This window comes from Selenomonas sp. WCT3 (assembly GCA_900100835.1).
GTDB classification, from domain to species: Bacteria; Bacillota; Negativicutes; order Selenomonadales; family Selenomonadaceae; genus Selenomonas_A; species Selenomonas_A ruminantium_E.
In genome coordinates, this window is record FNCM01000003.1 from 254,508 (window position 1) to 279,706 (window position 25,199).

The window sequence follows — 25,199 nt, forward strand, 5'->3', positions numbered from 1 at the left end:
AGGAAGAATATGGATGAAAAAAAAAAGAAAAAAGCCGATTCTGTCCTGAAACGAGTAGATGTGACAACGATTATCCTCTTGTTTTTCCTGGCAGTGATCATGGCTTATTACACGATGCTTCAGGCGGAGATGAAACAGAATATTATCGCCGAACGGGAGGTTATTGCCACAAAATCAGCTAATCAGATCAATGAGTATCTTTCCACAGGTGTGGATATCATAAATGTGGCATCTTACACCTTGGATGATATGATCCGCAAGGGGCGCTCGCATGAGGAGATGCTTGAGTTCCTGCGGAACCAGTCGGCTGCTACCGAGCATATCACCAAGGGAAATTCGGAGGGGATATATGCTGTCGTAGAGGATGTTTTCCTCGATGGGACCGGCTGGATTCCCTATGATGGTTATGTCCCGCAAAAACGGCCCTGGTATGGCGGTGCGATGGCAAACATCGGGGAGGTTGCTGTCGTTGACCCTTATCTTGATGCGAAAACCAATACGATGATGATTACGCTGGCCAAGTCGCTTTGTGATGTGAAAAGCGTGGCGGCGATGGATTTTTCGCTGGGGTATCTGCAGAATATGACGGAGGAACTGGCGGTTAATGGCGATTCGGATATTGAAATCGTCATGGACCGCAAGTATCAGGTGGTAGCCCATTCTGACCGTGGGGAAGTGGGGAAAAGCTATCTTACCGAGGAAGGCACGTTTGGCCGGGCACTGGTCGATAAGCTGCGTTCCTCGGAGGAAAGATATTTTTCCTTCCGGTATGGCGATGCGGAGTATATCGTTTATACGATGCCGGTGGCAAACAGCTGGCGCTGCCTGTCTGTGTTTGATGCGACAGCCACCTTTGCACAGCTTAGGAGAACCTTGGTCTTGACGATTTTCGTGCTGCTACTGGTCGTTTCTATCTTGTTGTTTATCATGACCCATTATGAGCAGAAGGCCCGCCTGGCCCAGGAGTATAACCAGAAAGCGGAAAATGCGGCCGCTGCCAACGAAGCCAAGTCGGCGTTCCTGTCGAATATGTCGCACGAGATACGCACGCCGATCAATGCGGTGCTCGGAATGAACGAGATGATCCTGCGTGAGAGCAGTGAACCGAATGTTATCGAGTATTCGGAAAATATCCGTACAGCGGGCAATACTTTGCTGGGGCTTATCAACGATATCCTTGATTTTTCCAAGATCGAGGCGGGAAAGCTGGAAATCATCCCGGTCGAGTATGATCTTTCTTCCATGCTTAACGATTTGGTGAATATGGTCCATACCCGCGCTGACGCCAAGGGACTTACTCTTGTGGTGGATTTCGATCAGGAAACGCCAAAATGCCTCTTTGGCGATGAGGTCCGCGTCAAACAGGTCATTACGAATATCCTGACCAATGCGGTAAAATATACGGAAAAAGGCAGCGTGACGCTTACGGTGGGGTTCGAGCGTATTGCAGCTGAGCCGGACAGCGTGCTGTTGGTGGTGGCTGTCAAGGATACTGGCATTGGTATCAAGCCGGAGGATAGGGAGAAGTTGTTTTCCAAGTTCGAGCGTATTGAAGAAAGGCGCAACCGCAACATAGAAGGCACAGGGCTTGGCCTGGCCATCACACTGAACCTGCTGGAAAAGATGGGGTCTGTCCTGGAAGTGGAAAGCACGTATGGTGTGGGCTCGACGTTTTCCTTCAAGCTGCGGCAGCGCGTGGTCAAGTGGGAGCCGTTGGGCGACTACAAAGCCGCGTATCAGGCACTGCTCAAAGGCCATAAGAAATATCAGGAGAAATTCACGGCACCCGAGGCTGCGGTTCTGATGGTGGATGACAATCCGATGAATCTGACCGTGTTCAAAAGTCTTATCAAGAAGACGAAAATCAAGGTCGATACAGCGGGCAGTGGCGATGAAGGGCTGCTGCTGGCTCAAGCGAAGAAATACGACATAATTTTCCTTGACCATATGATGCCGCATAAGGATGGTATTGAGACGCTGCACGAGCTGAAGGCGCAGCAAGCTGGACCCAATGCGGATACGCCGGTAATCTGTTTGACTGCTAATGCGATTTCTGGGGCAAGAGAGCAGTATATCGCGACTGGCTTTGATGACTATCTGACCAAGCCCATTGATGCAGGCCGCTTAGAAGAGATGCTGCTTGATTATCTGCCAGAAGGGAAAATCCAGGCGGCAGGGGCAGAAGCGGCCGTGCAGCAGGAAAATCTGGCGATACCGGAAAATTTGGAACCTCTCAAGGGACTGGCTTGGTTGGATCTGGCACTTGGTATAAAAAATAGTGGTTCTGTGGAAGGTTATTTGCCGCTTTTGAAGATTTTCTATGATTCCATTGAGGAAATGGCTGCGGACATCGAGGGCTTCTATGCCGAACGCAATCTAAACGACTATACCATCAAGGTGCATGCCCTCAAGAGCTCGGCAAGGATTATTGGTGCCAAGGATTTTGGCGAAGAAGCACAGATGCTGGAAAATGCGGGCAAGGCTGGGAATATGGACTATATCCGGGCGCATCATGAGGATTTCCTCGAGACGTATCGGGGCTTCAAGGTGCAGCTCGCGGCGGTCTTTGGCACTGGGCAGTCTGCGCTGGAGGCGGAAAAGCCAGAGGCAGATAAAGAGCTGATGGAAAGTGTTTACGAAGAATTGCGGGCGGCGGCAGAGGAAATGGACTGCGACCGCCTGGAAGATATTTTTACGGAAATGGAGGCGTATTGCATTCCAGCGAAGGAGGAAGAGCTCTATCAGAAACTTAGACAGGCTGCTGCGCATTATGATTATGATACCATTGTGACGTTGCTTGACGAGCAATAAGACGGGAAGAAGATAGGTGATAGCTATGGGATATTGGATTGTAGTAGTGGATGACGATGCAATGGCGCTGACACATGTCAAAAATATCCTGCGTGAGCAGGATATGCGTGTCAGCTGTCTGCGCTCTGGGCAGGATCTGTTGAAATTCATGACGAAAAACGCGCCGGATCTTGTCCTGCTCGATATTCAGATGCCGGAAATGGATGGATTTGAAACCTATCAGGAGTTGCGGCGAATAGAAGAGGAAACGGGACGAGAACCCACTCCAATCATTTTTTTGAGCGGAATGGAAAACAGCGAGGCAGAACGGCGCAGCTTGGAGCAAGGTGCTTCTGATTTTATTCGCAAACCTGTTCACAAAGGAATCCTGGTAAAGCGCATTCTGAATGCAGTCAAGCATACCAAGGATATCGAGAATCTGAAAGAAGAGGCAGCCGTTGACAAGCTGACAGGGTTTTTGAATAAAGCCGCAGGGACGGTCAAACTGACAAAACTTTGCGAAGAACGGGCGGGCATGTTGATGATTTTGGATCTCGACAATTTTAAGCAGGTCAACGATATTTATGGCCATAGCATGGGGGATAAATTTTTAATGGCCTTTGCCAATGTGATCAAGCGCAACATCCGGGCGGAGGATGTCATGGTAAGAATTGGCGGAGACGAGTTCATGGGCTTTTTTGGTAATATGAACGAAGAAAGTGCGCTGGCCAGCTTGCACCACCGGCTGAATGATCAGCTGCTTAAGGAGGCCGTCCGGTTGGCGGGAACAGGTTTTGTTATTCCGCTGAGCATTTCCATAGGTGCTGCGTTGGTTCCGGAACAGGGGCGGAATTATGAGATGTTATTCCCCTTAGCGGATAGTGCCCTTTACCGGGTCAAGCAAAGTGGCAAAAACGGCTGCCGGATATATGGGCAGGATGGAGAAAATGATCTATCCTGCGATAACGATATCAAAAAGGAGTTTGCGCATATCACGCAGATCGTTGAAGGTTGGCATAGCCGTGGGGGAGCCTTGTTGCTGAATTTGGAACAATTTGCGATGTTTTACCGGTTTATCCGGCAATTCTACAAGAGATACGGTGGCATGATTGTCAAGTTGATATTTATCCTATCTGAGAAAGATACAGGGGGGGAACGTTCGTATAGTCTATTGGAAGCTGCCGATAAGTTTGGACTTTGCCTGCAGGACACCTTGCGAAAAAGTGATATGATTCTTCGGTATAAACCCAACCAGTTCTTTGTGATTCTGCAGAATGTTTCGGAGGAGGATTTTGCAATCGTGTTCCGTCGTATCATGGAAGTATGGACGGCTGGGGAACATCATACGGGGATACGGATTGAGCATCTTACGGAGTTTGTGGTTTATGAGAAGGAAAATTATGATAAGTGAAGTGCCTTGGTTTGGGAATCTTTTATCGTAGTTTCTCTGATGGCACGGGTAAAAGGCCCGTGCCAATTTTTGTTTTTTATGGTAAAATGAATGTTATGTGGGTTCAATGGGAGTAGAAATTCTATTGGACAAGTATCGTTATTAATAAAACTATTGGGGGTTTTTGTTTGACAGCGATTACCTATGAATTGATTCGCAAGGATGAAAAGACGGGGGCGCGTGCGGGCATCATCCACACGCCGCATGGAAGTTTTCCTACTCCAATCTTTATGCCGGTGGGTACCCAGGCAACGGTAAAGGGTGTAAGCCCTGATGAGCTCAAGGACCTTGGTGCTGGTATCATCTTGTCGAATACATATCACTTATTCTTACGCCCAGGCATGGAGCTTATTAAAGAGGCTGGCGGCCTGCATAAGTTCATGCATTGGGATCGTGCTATCCTGACTGACAGCGGCGGGTTCCAGGTGTTCTCGCTTGGCGATTTGCGCAAGATTACCGAGGAGGGCGTAACCTTCCGCTCGCATATTGACGGGTCAAAGAAATTCCTGTCGCCGGAAGTATCGATGCAGGTGCAGATGTGCCTGGGCTCGGATATCGTCATGGCTTTTGACGAATGCGTGCCGTATCCGGCGGACCACACCTATGCCTTGAAGTCGAGTGAGCGCACCCTGCGCTGGGCAGAGCGCTGCAAGAAGACGATGACGGCTCCGAACCAGGGCCTATTCGGCATCGTGCAGGGCGGCATGTATAAAGACCTGCGCAAATGGCATGCGCAGGCGCTCGTTGACATGGACTTCCCTGGCTATGCAGTCGGTGGTCTCTCCGTTGGTGAGCCGCCGGAGCTCATGTATGAGATGCTTGACTATTCGACGTCGCTGCTGCCGGAGAACAAGCCGCGTTATCTCATGGGCGTCGGCACGCCGGACCATCTCGTCGAGGGTGTCATGCGCGGCATCGATATGTTCGACTGCGTCTATCCGACGCGCGTTGCCCGCAATGGCATGGCGATGACCTGGACGGGACGCCTCGTCATGAAGAATGCCCAGTTCACTCACGACCACAATGTCATGGAAGAGGGCTGCGGCTGCTATGCGTGCCGCAATGGCTATACGCGTGCGTATATCCGTCATCTGGTGCGTGCGGGCGAGATTTTCGGCCTGCGTCTTTTGTCGCTACATAACCTCTACTTCCTGGAAGAGTTTGTGCGACGTATGCGCCAGTCCATCATCGATGGGAAGTTCACGGAGTTCCGTACGGACTTCTTGAATAACTATAACAAAAAGTAATTGAACTGAAGGAGTGGATTTTTATGAATCCGGAAATGGCAGCTGGCCTTGCTACTTGGGGGCCTATCGTCGTCATGATTGCAATCTTCTATTTTTTGCTGTATCGTCCGCAGAAGAATGCCCAGAAGCGCCGCATGAGCATGCTGGACAGCTTGGAAAAGAATAATAAGGTCATGACGATTGGCGGCATTTATGGGACGATTGTAGACCTTGATGATACGAAAGTAAAGCTCAAGATTGCGGAGAATACGGTCATTGAGGTGGCTCGCTCTTCAATCAATTCGAATCTTACGCAGGAGAAGTCAGCCTGACGATGGAGAGGGAGCCGGTAAAAGAGGCAAAGAAGGTCTTGCGGAAACGTGTTACAACTGCCCGCAAGGCTTTGACGGACTCCTATCGCGCCACGGCCAGCAGTAAAATGCTGGATGCCGTTTGCCAGTTGCCGGTATATCGGTCGGCCCATACGGTGTTCCTTTATGCCTCGATGCCTGAGGAGGTTCAGTTATACGGACTGATGAGACAGGCATTGATGGATGGAAAGACGGTTTGTCTGCCGCTCATCACGGGAAAAGGGACAATGGAGGCGGTGTCGTTTTCTTCGCTGGATGACCTGGTGGCGGGGGACTACAGTATTTTGACCGTTGATCCGGCCAAACGAAAAATTGTTCCTGCCGAAGAAATCGATTTGATACTTGTTCCCGGAGCAGCGTTTGACCGTGAGGGAGGACGCCTTGGCCTAGGGGCGGGGTTCTATGACCGTTTTATGACCGAAAAAGCACCACAGGGGTATCGTTGTGCCATGGCTTTTTCCTGCCAGCTGGTGAAAAAAGTTCCGATGGAGCCTCATGATGTGGCTGTGCAGTACATCATTACGGAGAACGAGGCCTTTGCCGTAAAGTAAAGTGAGTGGTTGTTATGGAAATCAAGATTGGTCTGGCAAAGACGGCCAAATATGCAAATGAAGTGTGTGGCGATTGCTGTGATATTGCGGAGCGCCCGCACGGTGGTATTTCGGCAATCATTGCCGATGGACAGGGGCATGGTCTTTCGGCGCATCATACCAGCAGCTGGGTAGTCAATAAGGCAGTACAGCTGATTTCAGATGGTGCTCGGGATGGAGCCGTAGCCCGTGCCGTTCATGACTATCTTTATGCCATGAAGGACAAAAAAGTATCCTGTACGCTGACGGTAGTCAGCGCAGATTTGGATACTGAGACGGCGGTTATCAGCCGCAACTCCAATTGTCCGGTCATCGTGAAGACTGAGGAATATGAATCGGTTTACGATGAGTCGGTGGAGCCGATTGGTGTCAACCGCCATATGAAGCCGCTGATGTATGAGATTCCACTGGAGGCGGGGATGCTTATCGTATCGTATACCGATGGCATCGACCATGCAGGCAGAAAGCGGAATGGACATGGCGCGGACTTTGGGAAAATCATGGAAATCATCCGCAAAAACAAGGCGGAGGATGCACAATTTATCGCGAAGAGCATTATGGATTATGCTTTGACATTGGATGCGGATAAAGCTTCGGATGATATGACTGTTCTGGTCATGGGGGTTACGGAAGGTTCGTCCAATCCGCCCCGTATTGAGCAGATTGAGGTCACATATCCCTATTGACAAGGGGGCAAATGCTTTATGAGAATTGCAATTGTTGGTGTTTGCGCTTCGGGCAAGACAACGCTCGTTGCGGGACTTAGAGCCGCAGGCTATGATGCGTATAATGTTGCACAGGAACACTCCTGTGTGCATGATTTCTGGGCCAAAAAGAATCCTGACATGTTGGTCATGATCGATGCCACCATGCCGGCCATCCACAAGCGCCGAAAGGTGTATTGGGATGAGAACCGCTTGGTATCCCAGCATAAAAAACTGGCAGATGCCAGGGCTCATGCAGATCTCTATATCCAGACGGACCAGTATAACGCTGACGAAGTCCGGGAAAAAGTCATTGCCTTTATCAAACAAAAGGAAGCGGGTAAGTCCGCGTGATTTACCACGTCTGCTTTTACATAAAAAGTAAATCTGGGAGCGAGGCTCCCACAAGAAAGGGTTGAATCCGTTGAGAAAAGACAATCTCATCAAACTGATTGTCTGCGTTGTTGCTATCATCGGCATTTTTGTCGCTTTCGTCAAACCCCTGGCATTTTCGATTCGCCAGGGCCTTGACCTGCAGGGCGGCACCCATGTCGTACTCGAGGCAGAGGACACAGACATTGCAAAGGTCAACGATGACGCCATGAACCGCGTTGTCACCATTATGGAAAAGCGTGTCAACGCGTTAGGTCTTACCGAGCCGATTATCCAGCGCGAGGGTGAACGCCGCGTTATCATCGAGCTGCCGGGCGTCAAAGATCCGGATGCCGCCATCAAGACCATTGGTAAGACGGCTATGCTGGAATTCAAAGACGAAGAGGGCAATACGGTGCTTACGGGTACGGATCTTAAAGATGCCCAGGCGGCTACGAATCAGCAGAATGGCCAGCATGTGGTCAACCTGGAGTTCTCTGATGAAGGTGCCAAGAAATTTGCGGATCTTACCACGAAAAATGTCGGCCGCACCATTGCCATCCTGCTGGATGGTGAAGTGCTGACGGCACCGAATGTCCGTGAGCCGATTTTGGGCGGCAAGGCGGAAATCTCCGGCCAGAAGACGCTGGAAGAAGCACAGCAGCTGGCGGTTGTCCTCAGAAGCGGTGCTCTGCCGGTCAAAGTCAACATCATTGAGACCCGCACCGTTGGTCCGTCCTTAGGCAAGGATTCCAAGGATAAGTCTACCTTTGCCTTTGCTGTCGGTATTGGCGCGGTCCTCGTATTCATGATTCTGTTCTATCGTTTGTCGGGCTTTATTGCTGACGTGGCCCTGATGGCTTACACCATCATGCTGCTGGGCCTCCTGTATCTCCTCGATGCGACGCTGACACTTCCTGGTGTCGCCGGTATCATCCTGTCGATTGGTATGGCCGTCGATGCGAACGTCCTGATTTTTGAGCACTTCAAAGAGGAGTATCAGATTCAGGGTAAGACGCTGCGCCTGTCGATGGATGCAGGCTTCAAGCGTGCCTTTACGACGATTTTTGACTCGAACATCACCACGATTATCGCCGCTGGTGTCCTGTTTTTCCTGGGCACGGGTACGATTCGCGGTTTTGCCATCACGCTGGGACTTGGTACGATTCTGTCCATGTTTACGGCTATCACCTTGTCCCAGTACATGCTGAAACTCATGATTAACTCGAAAATTGCAGAGTCCCCGAGCGCTTATGGCGCCAATGGCTATATGCTTTGGAAGAAGGAGGACCTGAAACATGAATAAACTCAATCTAGCAGGACATAGAAATATTTTCTTTCTCCTTTCAGCTATCATCATTGCCGCAGGTATTGCCTGCATGTGCATCCGCGGCTTTAACTTCGGTATCGACTTCACGGGCGGTACGATTATCGACCTCAAATTCGAAAAGCCGGTAACGATTGCTGAGGTTCGCTCGAGCCTGGCCAAATACAATCTCGAAGGCTCGACGATTCAGCTGTCGGGCGAGAATGGGGCTGCAACGGATGCAACCGTGGGTGAGAACGTCATGATTCGCACGGTGGACCTTGAGGAAGACCAGCGTAAGGATGTTATGGCAACGCTCAAATCCGATGTGGCAGACTATCAGGTTCTGCGCGAGGAGAAAGTCGGTGCTACGATTGGCGGTGAGCTCATCACCAATGCGGTATTGGCGCTGGTCGTTTCTTGGGGCCTTATTATTCTCTACGTTGCTTATCGTTTCGAATGGCGCTTTGGCGTTGCGGCTGTCCTTGCATTGATTCACGATATTCTCATCGTGCTGGCAGTATTCTCGTTTACGCAGCGTCAGATTGACTCGTCGTTTATCGCGGCTCTCCTGACGGTCGTTGGTTACTCGATCAACGATACCATCGTTATCTTCGACCGCATTCGCGAGAACCTCAAGCTGCACTTCCGCCGTGGTGGCAACATCGATACGCTCGTCAATACGTCGATTTTCCAAACGCTGACGCGTTCGCTGTACACGGTCTTCACGGTTATGTTCACGACGTTTGCCCTCTACTTCTTCGGCGGCGACACGACGAAGGACTTCGCCTTCGCCCTGCTCGTCGGCTTTGGCTGCGGCTGCTATTCGTCCATCTTCATCGCCAGCCCGCTGTGGATTGTCTTTCGCAACTGGGGCGAGAAAAAACATAAAGTAAAAGCTGTAACGGAATAAGACAGCAACAGAAGCCTTCCCGGCAGGGAGGGCTTTTTTTATGGAGAATTAACTTGTTTTTAAACCAACGCGCACATAATAGCAAGTGGTGATGGATTATGAAAGAATATACAAGTGTAGGAAAAAGGTGGTTATTGCAAGTAGGAGGTGGTTTGCTGCTCATCATGCTGCTTGTTTCGCATTGGGCAGCAGCGGCAGTTCCTGCGCCGCCGACGACGGATATATATGTGCTGGATAACGCACAGTTGATGCAGGCGGAAGATAGAGAAAGAATCCTTGCGCTTGGGGAAGAGTTAGATAGGAGCTTTGGCGCGCAATTGGTAGTGGTAACTGTGAATTCTCTAGAAGGAGAGGCAATAGAGCCTTATGCGAACCGATTGTTTTGTTCCTGGGGCATAGGCGATGCGGAAAAGAATAATGGTGTATTGCTTCTCATAGCAAAAGAAGATCGCAAGTTTCGAATTGAGGTCGGTTATGGGCTGGAGGATGCGATTACCGACGAGGAGGCACAGCAAATACTCGCAGGGTTGGTACCTGATTTTCGCGAGGGAAACTATTCGCAAGGTATCTGCTATGCCTATCAGAGGTTGGCTCAGGCGATATATACGGCGTATGGGGAAAACATGCCGGAGGATTTGCTGAAGTCGGATAAGCATACTAGACACGAAAAACTGATCGGTGGAATCGGTACTGTTGGTGTGATGGTTCTGTTGTTGTCGGTGGTTTGTTTTTGGGCTAAGATTATGGATTGGCTGTTATCGTTACTTGCTACGTTATGCTCAATTATCGTTAATGCCTTTTTGTATGTTGTTCCGATTTGGTGTGGAGGCGCTCCGTCCTTTCATTGGAAGGAGGTTCATTTTTTTCGGCAAATGACTTCGCGGGACAACTGCTATGGTGGTTCAAGAATTGATGGAGGCGGTTTTGGAAATTCTGGTGGCTTTGGCGGCGGAAGTTCTGGTGGTGGTGGCGCTTTCGGTGGCTGGTAAGCGATAATTTTACTTGAAAGAGCAGGATTTTTGGGAAATAGCGCGAACTTCTCTCTGTATAGTTTTTTTGTATTTTGAGGAGGTTCTTATGGATTTTTCGACATACTTGAAACAATATCCGAATGAGGAAGGGCGTTTTGGCAAGTTTGGTGGAGCGTATTTGCCGGAAAAGCTCATCCCGGCCTTTGAAGAAATCACCCAGGCTTATATGACCATCTGTCATTCTTCCCAGTTCGTCAATGAGTTGCGAAGAATCCGCAAGGAGTTCCAAGGTAGGCCGACGCCGGTTTATCATTGCGAGCGGCTTTCCCGCAAACTGGGGAATTGCCAAATTTATTTAAAACGAGAAGATCTCAACCATACCGGAGCCCATAAGCTCAATCATTGTATGGGGGAAGGGCTGCTGGCAAAGTTCATGGGGAAAAAACGCATCATTGCCGAAACGGGAGCTGGCCAGCACGGGGTGGCTTTAGCCACGGCGGCGGCTTTTTTCGGCCTGGAATGTACGATTTATATGGGGGAAGTGGATATTGCCAAGCAGGCCCCCAATGTGGCCCGGATGAAGATTCTAGGAGCAAATGTTGTGCCGGTAACCCATGGTCTTAAAACGCTGAAGGAAGCTGTCGACGCCGCCTTTGCTGACTATTTGGAAAACTATCAAGACACCATTTATTGCATCGGTTCGGCGGTGGGCCCCCATCCCTTCCCGTTGATGGTTCGGGATTTCCAGACTATCGTGGGCATTGAGGCCAGAGAGCAGTTCCAGGAGATGATGGGATTTTTACCCGATGTGGTAACCGCCTGCGTAGGTGGCGGCAGCAATTCCATTGGTATGTTCGTGCCCTTCTTAAATGATCCGGTGGAGATTGTGGGGGTAGAACCCTTAGGGCGCGGCAGCAAAATGGGAGATCATGCGGCGTCCATGACGTATGGCTCGGAGGGCGTTATGCATGGTTTTGATAGCATTATGCTAAAGGATGAACATGGCGAACCGGCGCCAGTTTATTCGGTGGCTAGTGGCTTGGATTATCCTTCGGTGGGACCCGAGCATGCACTGCTGAAGGAGGAAGGTCGGGTGAAATACGATTCGGTTACCGACGAGGAGGCAATCGATGCTTTCTTCAAACTTTCCCGCTACGAAGGAATTATTCCCGCCCTTGAAAGTGCCCACGCCGTAGCCTATGCAATGCGCCGGGCCAAGGAGATGAAGACGGGGTCTATTCTGGTCAACCTCAGTGGCCGTGGCGATAAGGATCTGGATTATGTCATCGAGCATTATGGTTTGGGGGAAGACCATCGGGACTTTTAAATCCACCGGGATTGTACAAATTAGCTTGAACAAGGATAAGGTTCCATGATAAACTATAACTAGGAGAGCGTTATATATACGTGATAGAGTCCTCAGGTTTTTGTGTATTAGCCTGAGGACTCTTTTTGTAAAAAAATATTATTTTACTATTGAAAATGATTATCAAGTGTGCTATATTATGTACAGGCTTTCGTTAAAGCTCTCCTAAAATATAATACACAGCGAAAAGACGGTCGTACTGCTCATGCGGCCGTCTTTTCGTATCGCATGTGTGTATCTTCGGCAGGATTTGGTTTCAATGCTGGCGAAATAAGCAAGTAACGAATAGGTTTAAACGAGAAGGAGGAACGTGATGCCGAAACAAGTACTGCTGATTCATATGGGGAAGTCCTTTATGGTGGGGACGATTGCCAAGAATTTTGCCGATGGAGGATATGAGGTTACAGAGTCTGAGCCCACGATAGACGAAATCCGCCTGCATAAAGATGAAGCGGATTTATTGGTGCTTTATCTGGGAGATTATGTGGAGACAATGTCAGGGGCTTTGGCTTATTTGAATGATATCTGCAACAAGGAAGACAAGTTGCTGCTCCTCATTGGCACGGCGATAGAAATTGAGACGGCAACCCAAATCATTCCGATGGCAGCGGTGGCTGCTGCTTTTGAGCGGCCATTTGACCTAAAGGAAATGGTGGCCCAAGCGGATGGGCTGCTGTCCACCAATGCGGAATTATCCAAACGGAAAAATATTTTGTTGGTGGATGATGACAGCACCTTTTTGAAGATGGTAAAGGAATGGCTGGCGCCTAAATACCGGGTGACGGTGGTGACCTCCGGGGCCCAGGCACTCATGTATGTGGCGGATAACACGCCGGATTTGATTTTACTGGATTACGAGATGCCGGTAACCTCTGGGCCCCAGGTGCTGGAGATGATTCGCAGCGAGATAAAGGTCGATTCCATCCCCGTGATTTTCCTCACGGGAAAAGGGGATAAGGAAAGTGTCATGAAGGTATTGGAACTGAAACCCGATGGATATTTGTTAAAATCCATGGAACGCACTAAGCTTATCGCTGCCCTGGATGATTTCTTTGAAAAACAAAAATATCAAAAACTGCATGCGACGCAAATGTCTTGATGTCGTTGCGTTCTGTTGCCCTTGCTGTCGCAGGGGCATTTTTCACAGAAAGGCGGAATCCACATGTTGCAAAAAAATTATTGGGTCTGTAAAAAGGAATCCTTGGATGTGATGCAGTGGGAATTATCCGATATTTTGACCGAAATAAAGCAGCAGGGGGAGGAGCTAGGCGTTTCGTCGATTTATCTTCACTTGCTGTTTCGGGGGATTAGCAAAACCGAAGGACAAGCGATATATCGCCAACTCCGGGCCGAAATCCCTAAGGCCGTGATTACGGGCATGACGGAAACCATGTTTGGCAATCAAGAGGAATGCCCGTCCTTTAAACTCAATTGCAATTTTTTTACCGAAGCCAACGTGAAATTGCTGGAATATGTAGGCTGCCAGAAAAATTATCGCGAGGTTGGGCAGGAGCTGGGGCAGCAGTTGTCAGGTTTTCGAGATGCGAAAGCCGCAGCTGTATACTGTGGGGGCTTGAGTACGGAAGTAGTGGATTTTATGACGGCTTTTGCCGAGAACAACGAAGAGGTGTTGATTTTCGGCGCGGTGGCAGGAGTCTTTGAGGAGTCTGGTTCGTCGGCACTAAAGGAAGCCTTTCCGCCTCAAGGCCGGAATCTCTTTAAGCAGCATGCGTGCAACGAAAAAGAATGGCAATACATCATGGGCGGGGATATTTATACGATGGCAATTGTGGTGGCGGTTTTCTGTGGCTGTGATCTAACAGTACGGGGGGATTATGTCTTAGGCTGGAAGCCATTGGGCAAGGAACTGACGGTTACGGAAACCTTGGGGAAAACTTGCATTGTAACCCTGGACGATATGCCGGCCACTGAGATTTATAAGCATTACCTAAACGTTTTGCCTGATGAAAATTTTTTGTTCAATATTTCCGAATTTCCCTTGATGGTGGAGCGAAATGGCTTGCCCATTGCTCGGGTTCCACCGGTGTGTGATGGGGAAGGGCGAATTTACTTCAATGGGGATATCTATAAAGGGGAAAAAGTGCGCTTGACTTATGCGGTTCATGACGAAGTGCTTCACATTACCGATTTGGCCAGTGAAAAGATGTATAATTTTTCCCCGGAAGGTTTATTTTTAACAGTCTGTGGCAATCGAACGTTTTTTTTACGGGAAGATGCGGATAAGGAGTTGGCCTTTTATCGTCGCATTACGAAAGACCTTATCGTCAATCATGGCACGTCGGAACTCTATGCGTATCAGCGTCAAGGGGGCATATTAAACAGTGCTTTGGTGGCAGTAGGCATGCGGGAGGGAGATCCCCAGGAACGATTGGACTGCTATGTTTCCTTCACAAACCGGGGAAGCATGCACCGTATTCGGCCGCTGGCGGCAAGAATGGAGGTGTTTTTGGATGCCACTACCAAAGAGCTGGCCGATTCAAACGAAAATTTAAAGAAAATGGCTTTGGCAGCGAAGGAGGCCAATTTGGCTAAAAGCCGGTTCCTTTCCAATATGAGTCATGAAATACGCACGCCAATCAATGCGATACTGGGAATGGATGAAATGATTCTGCGGGAATGTCAGGACCCAGTAATCTGCGAATATGCGGAAAACATTCGTCTGGCAGGCAATACCTTGTTGGGGCTGGTAAACGATATCTTGGATTTTTCCAAAATCGAAGCCGGCAGATTGGAACTCATTTCCGGAGAATATTCTCCCAGTTCTTTCCTAAACGAGCTGGTAACTATGACTGCTCCACGGGCAGAAAAAAAGGGGTTGGCCTTTCAAGTGGAAGCGGCAAAGGATTTGCCCAGTGTCCTGCAGGGAGATGAATTACGCTTGCGGCAGATTGTCACCAACTTGTTGACCAATGCCGTTAAATACACCGAAAAGGGGAAGGTTACTTTAATCCTTGGTTGGGAAAAGATAGCGGCGAGTACCATTAACTTGAAGGTAGCCGTGCAGGATACCGGGATTGGCATTCGGGAAGAAGATAAGGAAAAACTGTTTGTCGCCTTTGAACGCCTGGAGGAAGAACGAAATCGCACCATCGAGGGGACTGGACTGGGCATGAATATTACCCAGCGCTTGTTGAAGCTTATGGATAGTGAGCTAACCGTGGAAAGCGAATATGGGAGCGGGTCAACTTTTTCCTTTGTGGTGAAGCAGGAGGTGCTTAATTGGGCCCCCATGGGGAACTACGAAGATGCATATCGGCAAAGGGAAAATAAACAATATGAGAAGCGAGCGGGCTTTGTGGCCCCTGAGGCCAGGGTGCTGGTGGTGGATGATACCCCGATGAATCTCACGGTGGTAAAGGGGCTTTTGAAGCGCACGCAAATACAGGTAGATACCGCCGTCAGCGGATATGAGTGCTTGGAAATGGCAGCGAAAAAGGACTATGATGTGATTTTCTTAGACCATCGCATGCCGGGGATGGATGGCATACAGACCCTAGCGGCTCTGCGGCAGGGGAAAGAAGCCCCGGCCCGCCACACGTCGGTAGTGGCTTTGACTGCAAATGCCATTGCCGGGGCGAAAGACGAATATTTGGCCGCAGGCTTTGACGACTACCTGACTAAGCCTATTTATGGGGAAACGTTGGAGGGGTGCTTGCGCCATCTTTTGCCCAAGGAAAAAGTCACGGTGGTAGAGCAGCAAGAGCAAGGGGAAATGGAGAAAAAACTGCCGGAATGGCTGGGGAGAATTCCGGGAATGGATACGGCTCGTGGCGTTCATCACTGTGGGGGCGTAACCGCCTATCTTACCGCTTTGACTGTTTTTGTGGAGTCGCTGCCGGAAATGACAGCCGAAATCGACCGGTTTTTCCAGGCCGAAGATTGGCAGAACTATACGACGAAGGTTCATGCCCTAAAGAGCACGGCGAAAATGGCGGGGTTATTGGAGCTATCGGAAAAAGCAAAGCGATTGGAGATGGCAGGAAATAGCGGCTATGTGGATGAAATTGGTCAGGATACGCCGATTATGTTGGCACTATGCCGGAGTTATTTGGATAAGCTCTCCCCGCTGGTGGCAGAAAATGACACCACGCCGAAAGAACGCATTGCTCCGGAAGAATTGGCAGAAGCGTGGCAATCTATGAAGGAGGTTGCCCATGCCTTTGATTATGACAGCCTAAATTACATCTTGACGGAACTTTCGCATTACGATTTGCCCGCTGATGAGCAAAAACGCCTGCAGGCAATACGGAAAGCTGCAGATAAACTAGCCTGGGACGAAATTGCCAAGCTGATTTAAGACAGAAAAAAGGGGACACATTGCTTACTGGCAGTGTGTCCTCTTTTGGGGATGGGGGGTTATTATTTTTTCAGTTGGGAGACGAAAAAGTCGGTTACCGCTTGGCAGGCACCCTGTCTGTCATGGGTGAAGCCATGGTCTTCTCCCGGAACGAGTTTCAGCTGGCCTTGGAAATAGATGCGCTGATACCGCTGGCTGTAGGTATAGGGGACGATTACGTCGCCCGTGCCGTGAATCATGAAGGCAGGACCCTGATAGCGGACGGCCGTTTCGTAGATGGGGAGAACCTGAGCCGTCAGTACGTAATTTCGGCCTAAGGTCAGGCCTTTTTTGATGGGGATGGTTTCGGGGACGTTGTTGGCATCGTAGCGTGAACCCTGGCAGTCGCCGCGGATGGCATCTTCACGCAATACAGCGGCTGGAGCCATGAGGGCCAGGCTCTTTACTTTGTCGGTGCCCAAAAGCCCTGCCGTCATGCTGGCAACAACGCCACCTTGGGAATGACCAGCTAGGGAAATGGAGGTAACATGGGGGAGTTTGGCGGCGTAATCGTATACTTTTTTCGCGTCTTCAATTTCGTTGGGCACCGTCATGTCCTGAAAGCGGCCTTCGCTTTTTCCGTGACCGTTGAAGTCAAAACGCAGGGAAGCGATGCCGGCTTTTTCCAAATCCTTTGCCAGGGTTTGCATCAGCTCGGTGTCTTTGCCGGAGGTGAAGCCGTGGCAGATGATATCCAGGAGATATCTTACCTCTTGCCTGGGAGAAATGTCAAGGAAAAAGGTGTAAATAATTACATCACGTGTCATTTCATGGTATAATCAGGGAAGAGAAAGAAGGATGGTTGCGTATGGCACAAAAAAATGTATTGAAATATGTCGTCCTGGGGCTACTGTCCCATCGGGATTTGACTGGTTATGATATAAAAAAACTCTTCGAGGGGGAACTGGGGGATTTTTGGTATTCCAACCACAGCCAAATTTATCCAGAACTAAAAAAGATGGTGGAGGGGGGCTTGATTTCTTCCTATGATGATACGGTGGGGCAGAAAATGACAAAGACCTATTATCGGCTTGAGCCCCAGGGACAGGCTGAGCTGGCTGGATGGATGGAGGAGCCCCTTAACGCCCTTCCACCGACCCGGGATGAGTTTTCGATGAAGATGTATTTGCTAAAGGATGACAAGGACCCGCGGATAAAAAAATTATTTGCAGAGGAAATTGCCCGTCATGAAGAGAAATTAGAATATCTAAAATCTCGGTGGCAGACTGTTTTTTCCTCGCAGGCAGAAAAAAAGCAGTATTATGGTCATGCCTTGATTTTGCAGCAGGCGATTCACCGGGAGGAACAACGGCTGCAATGGTTGCGGGAAGAACAAGCAAAACTTCCTGGGTAAAAGATTTTAGCGTTTGAAATAAGGGAGCGAGTGACATGAAATTAGCAATATTGGGTACCGGTTTAATTGTAAAGGAAGGGGCATTGCCAGCCCTTCGCCAGGTGCCGGAAATCGAGGTGGTGGCTATTTTTGCCCGCCCTGCCAGCCGGGAGAAGGCGGAAAAACTCCAGCACGGGTATTCGATACCGAAGGTCTATACGGATTATGATGAGCTGCTGGCTGACCCGGAGATTGATTTCGTGTATGTGGGGCTGGTCAATAGCGTTCATTACGAGTACACGAAAAAGGCTTTATTGGCGGGCAAGCATGTCATCGTAGAAAAGCCCTTTGCCTCGGCCGCCCGAGAGGTACAGGAACTGCGGCAGCTGGCTATAGATCGGGGGCTTTATGTCTTTGAAGCCGTAACGCTGCTTTACCTGCCAAACTTTGCCGCCATTCGGGAGGCATTGCCGCAGTTGGGGAAAATAAAAGCGGTGATGGCCAATTACTCCCAGTATTCCAGCCGCTATGACCGTTACCTTCAGGGGGAAGTGCTGCCGGCCTTTGACCCGGAGCGAAGCGGCGGTGCCTTGTACGATATCAATATTTACAATCTAAATCTCATCATTGGCTTGTTTGGTGCACCAAAGGCCGTTCAGTATACGGCAAATATCGGTTTTAACGGCATTGATACCAGCGGTGTGGTGCAGCTGCAATACCCGGATTTCTTTGCTCTAGCTATGGGGGCCAAAGATTCCGACAGTCCCGGCTATGCTGTAATACAGGGGGAGAAGGGCTATATCCGGATGGAGGGCAATCCCAATGAACTTCGGGCCTTTGAGCTAAAGCTTCGCGGCAGCGGCGTGAAGCACCATTACGAATTGAATCGCTACAGCCATCGCATGGTGCACGAGTTCCAGGAATTTGCCAAAATTTTTGCCGCCAAGGATTATGACCGGGTAAAAGAGGGGCTGGAAGTATCGGCGGCGGTGCTGGAAACGGCGGAAACCGCCCGCAAACAGGCAGGGATTGTTTTTCCCATTGATGGGGAATCGGTGTGATTGTGGCTGGGAGTATCTTCTTGCTCTTTTCAGATAGGTTTTTTATAATAGGAATAGCAATTTTGAAAATGAGGTGTAACCGATAATGCGAGATAAGAAACGTCTTTACATGATACTGGGTGTGGTAGCAGCTGTGGCAGTGGCGGTTGGATGTTACCTGTGGAATGGTGGCCAGGCACCGCAGAATGCTCAGGTGGATGGTGGCAATGTTACCTCGGTGGAGGACGCAAAAGAGCCAAAACCAGTGGAGGAGCCCCAGGTGAAAGAGGAGAAGCCAGCTGAGGTGCAGCGCAGTATCCCCGCTGAAGATGTGGTTGCCATGACCTTTGAGGGAACGAAGACGTATATTGTTGCCGGGTCGGTTACGGGAACGAGGGATGGTAACCAGTGGACGGCAACCCTTCGCAACGGCACCGCTGGCAAATTGGTAAAGGTGGAGTTCAAGCAGGAGGGAAAGAAAATCCTGACGCGCAACGAAGGTGGTTCTTGGCGTACGCTTGATGAAATGGACCAGTCGATTTTCCGCAAGGTGCAGGAAATTGTAGCAAAACAGTAAAAAAATTAAAAAAGTTTTATTTTAAGGGTTGACATATGTTTAGCTTATCCGTATAATAATATTTGTCGCTGAGAGACAGCGGCAAGAAAAGAAAACGGCCCGGTAGTTTAGTTGGTTAGAATGCCGCCCTGTCACGGCGGAGGTCAGGGGTTCAAGTCCCCTTCGGGTCGCCATTATGCGGAAATAGCTCAGTGGTAGAGCACCACCTTGCCAAGGTGGGGGTCGCGAGTTCGAGCCTCGTTTTCCGCTCCATTATTTCGGCGACATAGCCAAGTGGTAAGGCCGAGGACTGCAAATCCTCTATCCTCAGTTCGATTCTGAGTGTCGCCTCCAATTTTATATCTGATGCGGAAATAGCTCAGTGGTAGAGCACCACCTTGCCAAGGTGGGGGTCGCGAGTTCGAGCCTCGTTTTCCGCTCCATTTTTATTTTGGCGACATAGCCAAGTGGTAAGGCCGAGGACTGCAAATCCTCTATCCTCAGTTCGATTCTGAGTGTCGCCTCCAAAATAAAATAAACAGTCCGGAGGAGAAATTCTTTCGGATTTTTTTTATGGAAAGGATTCCTGCTTGCTTTTTGGGTAAATTGAGAGTTAAGGATGGATGGTATGGAATGGAATAAGAGATGGGGAATCGCTATCGGGGTCATTCTGTCGGTGCTTTGGGGAACAACAGCTGAGGCACGTCCCGTGCTTCGGGTGGGAATCCAATATGTACATCCGGGGTATGTGGTGCAGGATAGCGACGGCTACTATCATGGTATGGATACCGATTATATGCAGGCGCTGGCGGCTTATGCCGGCATGGAATGCGAATTTGTCCAGGGGAGTTGGGAAGAGTGTGAACGTCGTCTGGCTAGTGGGGAAATCGATGTGATTCCCGGGCTGGTTAAGACGCCAGAACTTCGTCAACAGATGGACTTTTCGGCGCTGCCCATGGGGAAGAATAATAGCTCCCTGTTCCTCCATGGCGGGGCCAAGAGCTTTGATGGGTATGGGAAGTTGGGCCGGCCGGTGAAAATCGGTATGTTGTCCCGGGTATTCCAAAGTCCAGTTTTGCCGCGAGTGGCGGAAGCTGAGGGTTTTTCCTATGAACCGGTAATTTTCCATACGGCTGAGGAGATGCTGGCTAACTATCAAAAGCAACAGATAGATGGTTTTTTGTTTGGAAATTCGCTGCAGGGATATGAAGCCGCGGCGGAGTTTGACAGCAATTATCTTCATTTTGCCGTGCGCAAGGGCAATGAAAAGCTCCTAGAACAGCTAAACATGGCAGCGGACCGGTTGTCTTTAGCTGAACCACAGCTGTTGGAGCGCCTTTACTGGCAGTATCATGACAATGAAGAGGATACGCCGCTGCTCCTTATGAAATCGGAACGGCAGTACCTGGCGGAAAAGAACAAGTTCCGTATCGTCGTACCGGCCAAGGAGCGACCTTATTCCTATTGGGAAGATGGCGAGGCCAAGGGGATTTTAGCAAGCCTGGCAAAGAAAATTGGTGAGGACCTTGGTGTGGAGGTTGAGGTTTTTGCCACCAAAACATCTGCTGAAGCTTTTGAGGCCGTTAAATCCGGGAAAGCCGATTTTATGTTGGGGGTATATTCCGATTATGGTTGGGCGGCCAAGCATAATATGAATATTACGGCGCCGATGTTTACGGCGCACCATACCGGCGTAACCCGGCGGCATCCGCTGTCGAATAATCCCCGCATTGCGGTCCAGCGGGATTCGTTCCATGTGGAACGCCATTTGAAGAAGCGTTTCGATGAATCGCAATTCGTTTATTGTGATACACCGGAAGATTGCCTGCGGGCTGTTTCGGAGGGAAGGGCAGATATCACCTATGTGCGGATTATTACAGCCCAGTATTATATCTGGAAGGGCACTTATCCGGATCTTATGATGACTGGTGGTGTGGCCGTGTCCTATCCCTTGTCGATTGGGGTATCCAAGGAGGCCGATGCGCGGCTGTTGGCCATCCTCGACCGGGAACTCATGCACATTGGGCCCTATAAGATTTGGGCGATGATTAATGAGAGTTCCGTGAATCTAGAGACCGAACGCTCGATTTGGTCGCTGCTTTATATGCATCCGCGTAAGACCTTATTGGCGTTCCTATTGGCAATGGCGGTGGTGATGCTGTTCATGCTTCGCCTCATGTATATGCGCCAGCGTCATGTGAAAACCATTCAGCAGATGCTGTTCCGGGATGCAAGTACTCAGCTTCGCAACCGGGTTTGGCTTGAGGCGGAAGCGGTGAAACGAATGTCGCTGGTTTCTGCTGGTACCATGGAGCAGTGCGCTGTGGTGGTATTTGTCCTGCCGAAAATGGAATACTTAGAGGCCGTTTATGGCCAGCATGTGGTGGATGAAGCCCTGCGCAAGCTGGCTTTGGCGGTAGATGCGGACAAAAAATGGGCTCAGGCAGTAGGAGTGCGCTCTAGCGCCGGTCAGGTGATTGTACTGACTGCTCCCCAGCAGCAAACCCAGCTATTGCAGGTGGTCAACCAGGCCATATCGCACCATGAATTGCTGGAGGTCGGCTCCATGCGGGTGGGCATAAGTCTGAAAGCGGGCGGAAGCTTTTTAAAGCAAGCCGACTCCATGGAGGAGACGGTGCGCCAAGCAGTGCTGCAGGCTGAAATCGCCGCCAGCGAAGCCACGGAAAACAGCATGCGTTTCTACGATGAAAAATTGTTAGAGCGCCAGCAGTTGGCACTAAATATCCAAAACTGTATGAAGCAGGCCATTGAAAAGCGGGAATTTGAAGTCTGGTATCAGCCCAAGTACGATTTGCTTTCCCGCAAATGCGTTGGTGCTGAGGCCTTAGTTCGCTGGAATAGTAAGGAGCTTGGCTTTTTGTTGCCAGGGCAGTTTATCGACTTATTTGAGCGGACGGGCTTTATCACCCGGCTGGATTTCTACAATTTGGAGAAGGTTTTTAGTTTCCAGCGCCGCCGCCTAGAGCATGGCCGGCCCATTGTACCCATTTCTGTCAATCAGTCTCGGCTCCACCTGAATGAACCCGATTACTTGCCGAAGATGCAGGCTCTGACGAAACAGTTCCGCTCGGCGGAGGGGATTCAGCTGGAGATTACCGAGACGGCCTTCGAACTTGAGGGGGCCAAACGAAAGAAAGCCGCTCTTACGGTGATGCTGTCCCTAAAGAAGATGGGTTACGAGCTTTCCATTGATGATTTTGGCAGCGGCTATTCGGATATGGCGCTTTTGAATGTCATGCCCTTTGACGTCATGAAGCTTGACCGGAGCCTTTTAGTGGCTGCTGAAGGCTCCCACCGCATGCGGACCGTAGTAAAGCATTCGGTGCAGATGGCAGAAGAGCTGGGGATGCGGGTACTCTGCGAAGGGATTGAGACCAAGGAGCAGGAAGAAATCCTTATTTCCTGTGGCTGTCATTATGGCCAGGGATTCCTGTATGGGAAGCCCATGAGTGAAGAAGATTTCGACCGTTTCCTGGAAGAACATCTTTAAGCACATAAGCGTTGGCAAAATATGCCCAATCGCGTTATAATATACTATTGCTGATTAATACGAATGAGGAGTTGTTCACCATGGCTAATGAACCATCCCGGATTACGGATAACTTATTAAATGTCTTTAACTATTGCTTTGTCGAAACAGTACCCTATGCGTTTTTTAAACCAAATCCGGAGCGGGATATACCAGTGAAACTGGTTGGGAAGGAATACCATTGTTCGTGCTGTGGCAAGGTGTCGGTGGTGAAATATAACGAGCGCCCACTGACGTATTATTCGAAAGGGAAACTGGCACAAGAGCGCCGCGTTTACGATAAATTAGGCAAAGATTTTCCAGTTATGGGGGAAATCTTTGATGGACAGCCCTTTACCAATGAGGCAATTGGCCTTTGCCGGGAATGTGCCCAAAAGGACGTGCTGGGGGCAGATAATCCGGAGCAGTTGGCCGTCAATCTGGCAGATCGGCTTCATCGCGCCGATGAATTGCTGGTAGCAAAAGCCCGGGCAGCTATGGAGAAGGCCTTAACGGATTGGCTGGCAAAGGTGGAAAAGCCAGAGGACTTCCTGCAGTATAATCTGACGGATTTTGCGGCCCTGCGGGACTTTATCTGTGCCGTTATGCTGGAGGATATTTCCCCGGAAACAGAGATTTTGCGGGCGTACCGGGAGGAAATCGCGGCCATCGAAGGGCAGCTCCAGCAGCTGTTAGAAGAGTTGCCGGAGGAGTGGAAGGCTTATGCGGCCCGGTCAACGGCGGTATTTGAGTCCATGAATGACAAGATGTATCACGAATATACGGTGGTATTCCCGGCACCGGGGCAGCTGCCGGAGGATTATTACATCTATCGAAATATTGAAAAGAAGCGCGTGTTGATGTTCCTGGAACAGCCTCGGGTGGAAACTCTCGACGAGTTGTTTATGGAAGTGGGATTCCACGGCGAATGGATTGATTTGGTAACCAATCGCTTAGAGTCCTTGGCGCAGGAAAAAGAGTAAGGAGATTATTCGCTACATGAAAAAGGCTTTTATTGGCGTCTATGGATGCCAGATGAATATCAGTGATGCCGAGCGCATGGAAGGCCAGCTGCGGACTATTGGCTATGAGCGGGTGGAAGAGATGGAGGGGGCAGACCTCATTCTCTTAAATACCTGCTGCGTGCGCGAGACGGCAGAAGACAAGGTCTATGGCAAGATTGGCGAAATCAAGCATTTAAAGCGAGCCAATCCGAACCTGATTTTTGGCATCACCGGCTGCATGGCCCAGAAGGAAAGCGACGGGCTTATTAAGCGAGCCCCCCATATCGATTTTGTGTTGGGCACCAATAAAGTCCATGAGCTCACCCATGTGGTTCAGGAAATCGAACGGGAGCGCGGCCATATCGTCGACACGCAGCTTGGCGAGACCGAACTTCCCGACGATGTGCCGGTAGCGCGCGGTGGCAAGTTCTCGGCCTGGGTGCCCATCATGTACGGCTGCAACAATTTCTGCACCTACTGCATTGTTCCCTATGTGCGCGGCCGCGAGCGCAGCCGTCTGCCCGAGGATGTCGTAAACGAAGTCCGCGAGGCGGTGGCGCAGGGCTATACAGAAGTCACGCTTCTTGGACAGAATGTCAATTCGTACGGTAAAGACCATAAGCTGGCGGATTTTGCGGATCTCTTGAAAATGGTCGACGAAGTGCCGGGTATCAAGCGCGTGCGCTTTATGACGTCGCATCCGAAGGATTTGAGCGACAAGGTCATCGCCGTGATCCGCGATGGCAAGCATATTTGCGAGCACATCCATCTGCCGGTGCAGTATGGCAGCAATAAGATTTTGAAGGCGATGAACCGCGTCTATACGGTGGAAAGCTACAAGGATTTGGTGCGCCGCATCCGCCAGGAGATTCCGAATGCCTCGCTGACTACGGACCTTATCGTGGGCTTCCCTGGCGAGACTGAGGAGGACTTTGCTGAGATGCTGGCTTTCCTCAAGGAAATCCGCTACGATTCAGCCTATACCTTCCTTTATTCGAAGCGTTCGGGCACGCCGGCGGCCACCATGGAAAACCAGGTTGACGACAAAATCAAGCACCAGCGCCTCGAACAACTTATGGCCTTGCAGAACGAAATCAGCCTGGAAATCAATCAAGGCCTTAAGGATAAAGTGCTGGAAGTCATGGTGGAGGGCCCAAGCAAGAACGATGCAGCTATCTGGAATGGCCGCACCCGCACCAATAAGATTGTGCTGTTCGAGCATAAAGAGGAACAGGAAGGCGACTTCATCAATATCAAGATTACCCATCCGCAAACCTGGGTCTTGAAGGGCGAGCGGGTTTAACTAGACCGGAGGTATTTA

At 50.1% G+C, this 25,199-nt stretch carries 20 protein-coding genes and 5 tRNA genes; 24 read left to right on the top strand and 1 reads right to left on the bottom strand.

Annotated elements, in window-relative coordinates:
• Positions 1-9 precede the first annotated feature (9 nt).
• The 13 genes from BLQ36_RS04310 (at position 10) to BLQ36_RS04370 (ending at position 16,377) form a co-directional block, all read left to right on the top strand.
• Entirely contained in the window at positions 10-2,811 is a 2,802-nt protein-coding gene (locus BLQ36_RS04310; RefSeq protein ID WP_074514139.1) for an ATP-binding protein, read from the top strand.
• A 25-nt stretch (positions 2,812-2,836) separates the two neighbouring features.
• Complete coding sequence (locus BLQ36_RS04315) at positions 2,837-4,201, top strand: diguanylate cyclase (protein ID WP_074514140.1); 1,365 nt, start codon at positions 2,837-2,839, stop codon at positions 4,199-4,201.
• 167 nt (positions 4,202-4,368) lie between these two features.
• Positions 4,369-5,487, top strand: a complete 1,119-nt coding sequence (gene tgt / locus BLQ36_RS04320) for a tRNA guanosine(34) transglycosylase Tgt (protein ID WP_074514141.1) — start codon at positions 4,369-4,371, stop codon at positions 5,485-5,487.
• Positions 5,488-5,510: 23 nt separating this feature from the next.
• On the top strand, positions 5,511-5,798 hold the full coding sequence (gene yajC, locus BLQ36_RS04325; protein WP_033171160.1) for a preprotein translocase subunit YajC: 288 nt from the start codon (positions 5,511-5,513) through the stop codon (positions 5,796-5,798).
• A gap of 2 nt (positions 5,799-5,800) precedes the next feature.
• Positions 5,801-6,388: a 5-formyltetrahydrofolate cyclo-ligase gene (locus tag BLQ36_RS04330; protein ID WP_074514142.1), complete on the top strand. Its 588-nt coding sequence runs from the start codon at positions 5,801-5,803 to the stop codon at positions 6,386-6,388.
• Between the two features lie 14 nt (positions 6,389-6,402).
• A complete protein-coding gene (locus BLQ36_RS04335; protein WP_033171158.1) occupies positions 6,403-7,113 on the top strand; it encodes a PP2C family protein-serine/threonine phosphatase in 711 nt (236 codons plus the stop codon).
• Between the two features lie 18 nt (positions 7,114-7,131).
• Complete coding sequence (locus BLQ36_RS04340) at positions 7,132-7,485, top strand: hypothetical protein (RefSeq protein WP_074514143.1); 354 nt, start codon at positions 7,132-7,134, stop codon at positions 7,483-7,485.
• An 88-nt stretch (positions 7,486-7,573) separates the two neighbouring features.
• A complete protein-coding gene (gene secD / locus BLQ36_RS04345; protein ID WP_180364831.1) occupies positions 7,574-8,809 on the top strand; it encodes a protein translocase subunit SecD in 1,236 nt (411 codons plus the stop codon).
• Entirely contained in the window at positions 8,802-9,722 is a 921-nt protein-coding gene (gene secF, locus BLQ36_RS04350; protein WP_074514144.1) for a protein translocase subunit SecF, read from the top strand. Before secD ends, secF begins: the two co-directional genes overlap by 8 nt.
• A 98-nt stretch (positions 9,723-9,820) precedes the next feature.
• Entirely contained in the window at positions 9,821-10,711 is an 891-nt protein-coding gene (locus BLQ36_RS13385; protein WP_074514145.1) for a TPM domain-containing protein, read from the top strand.
• Between the two features lie 88 nt (positions 10,712-10,799).
• Complete coding sequence (trpB, locus tag BLQ36_RS04360) at positions 10,800-12,020, top strand: tryptophan synthase subunit beta (RefSeq protein ID WP_074514146.1); 1,221 nt, start codon at positions 10,800-10,802, stop codon at positions 12,018-12,020.
• Between the two features lie 352 nt (positions 12,021-12,372).
• On the top strand, positions 12,373-13,158 hold the full coding sequence (locus tag BLQ36_RS04365) for a response regulator (RefSeq protein WP_074514147.1): 786 nt from the start codon (positions 12,373-12,375) through the stop codon (positions 13,156-13,158).
• A 63-nt stretch (positions 13,159-13,221) separates the two neighbouring features.
• The gene (locus tag BLQ36_RS04370; RefSeq protein WP_074514148.1) at positions 13,222-16,377 is read left to right on the top strand and encodes an ATP-binding protein; all 3,156 of its coding nucleotides are present in this window, start codon (positions 13,222-13,224) and stop codon (positions 16,375-16,377) included.
• A gap of 62 nt (positions 16,378-16,439) precedes the next feature.
• Here the strand turns inward: BLQ36_RS04370 and BLQ36_RS04375 are convergent, their stop codons facing one another.
• Positions 16,440-17,183, bottom strand: a complete 744-nt coding sequence (locus BLQ36_RS04375) for an alpha/beta hydrolase (protein WP_318260910.1) — start codon at positions 17,181-17,183, stop codon at positions 16,440-16,442.
• A gap of 41 nt (positions 17,184-17,224) precedes the next feature.
• Between BLQ36_RS04375 and BLQ36_RS04380 the strand changes: the two genes are divergently transcribed.
• From BLQ36_RS04380 to miaB, 11 genes are all read left to right on the top strand, one after another.
• Entirely contained in the window at positions 17,225-17,770 is a 546-nt protein-coding gene (locus tag BLQ36_RS04380) for a PadR family transcriptional regulator (RefSeq protein ID WP_074514149.1), read from the top strand.
• 35 nt (positions 17,771-17,805) lie between these two features.
• Positions 17,806-18,810 (top strand): Gfo/Idh/MocA family protein, encoded by a 1,005-nt coding sequence (locus BLQ36_RS04385; RefSeq protein WP_074514150.1) that lies wholly within the window; start codon positions 17,806-17,808, stop codon positions 18,808-18,810.
• Positions 18,811-18,895: 85 nt separating this feature from the next.
• Positions 18,896-19,366, top strand: coding sequence for a hypothetical protein (locus tag BLQ36_RS04390; protein WP_074514151.1), 471 nt, complete (start codon positions 18,896-18,898; stop codon positions 19,364-19,366).
• A 96-nt stretch (positions 19,367-19,462) separates the two neighbouring features.
• Positions 19,463-19,539, top strand: a tRNA-Asp gene (locus BLQ36_RS04395).
• A 4-nt stretch (positions 19,540-19,543) separates the two neighbouring features.
• Positions 19,544-19,618, top strand: a tRNA-Gly gene (locus BLQ36_RS04400).
• A 7-nt stretch (positions 19,619-19,625) separates the two neighbouring features.
• Positions 19,626-19,699, top strand: a tRNA-Cys gene (locus BLQ36_RS04405).
• A gap of 14 nt (positions 19,700-19,713) precedes the next feature.
• A tRNA-Gly gene (locus BLQ36_RS04410) sits at positions 19,714-19,788 on the top strand.
• Positions 19,789-19,798: 10 nt separating this feature from the next.
• Positions 19,799-19,872 (top strand) — tRNA-Cys (locus BLQ36_RS04415).
• 101 nt (positions 19,873-19,973) lie between these two features.
• Positions 19,974-22,856 carry an EAL domain-containing protein gene (locus tag BLQ36_RS04420; RefSeq protein WP_074514152.1) on the top strand — a complete coding sequence of 961 codons (2,883 nt, stop codon included), beginning with the start codon at positions 19,974-19,976 and terminating at the stop codon, positions 22,854-22,856.
• 80 nt (positions 22,857-22,936) lie between these two features.
• Positions 22,937-23,857, top strand: a complete 921-nt coding sequence (locus tag BLQ36_RS04425; protein ID WP_074514153.1) for a hypothetical protein — start codon at positions 22,937-22,939, stop codon at positions 23,855-23,857.
• Between the two features lie 16 nt (positions 23,858-23,873).
• Positions 23,874-25,181: a tRNA (N6-isopentenyl adenosine(37)-C2)-methylthiotransferase MiaB gene (gene miaB / locus BLQ36_RS04430; RefSeq protein WP_074514154.1), complete on the top strand. Its 1,308-nt coding sequence runs from the start codon at positions 23,874-23,876 to the stop codon at positions 25,179-25,181.
• Positions 25,182-25,199: the final 18 nt, after the last annotated feature.